We start from the raw sequence: 263 nt of genomic DNA, 5'->3' as shown, positions 1-263 counted from the left end.
GCGCCCACTTCCCCGGCAACGCCCGCCAGGCGGGCCGCAAGGGCACCGCCCAGCCGTACCCGGTGGGCCCCCTCGGCCCCCCGGGGGCGGAGACCCCCGTCGCGACGCCCACGCCCCCCGGGTGGACGCCGATCGGTCCCGCGCTGCCCAAGGGGGCCGGCGACCTCGACGGCGGCAACGGCCCCCGGCGGAACGTGCTGATCAGCGACGGCGAGGACACCTGCCGGCCGCTCGACCCGTGCGAGGTGGGCCGCGAGATCGCC

At 80.2% G+C, this 263-nt stretch carries 1 pseudogene; it reads left to right on the top strand.

The features are described 5' to 3' along the window. Positions 1 to 263 (top strand): annotated as a pseudogene (locus tag KVT44_RS56240) (alpha-1-antitrypsin); the annotation flags it as partial.

This window comes from Streptomyces sp. GbtcB7 (assembly GCF_019091445.1).
Lineage (GTDB): Bacteria > Actinomycetota > Actinomycetes > Streptomycetales > Streptomycetaceae > Streptomyces > Streptomyces mirabilis.
This window is presented reverse-complemented; position numbering and strand designations above follow the sequence as displayed.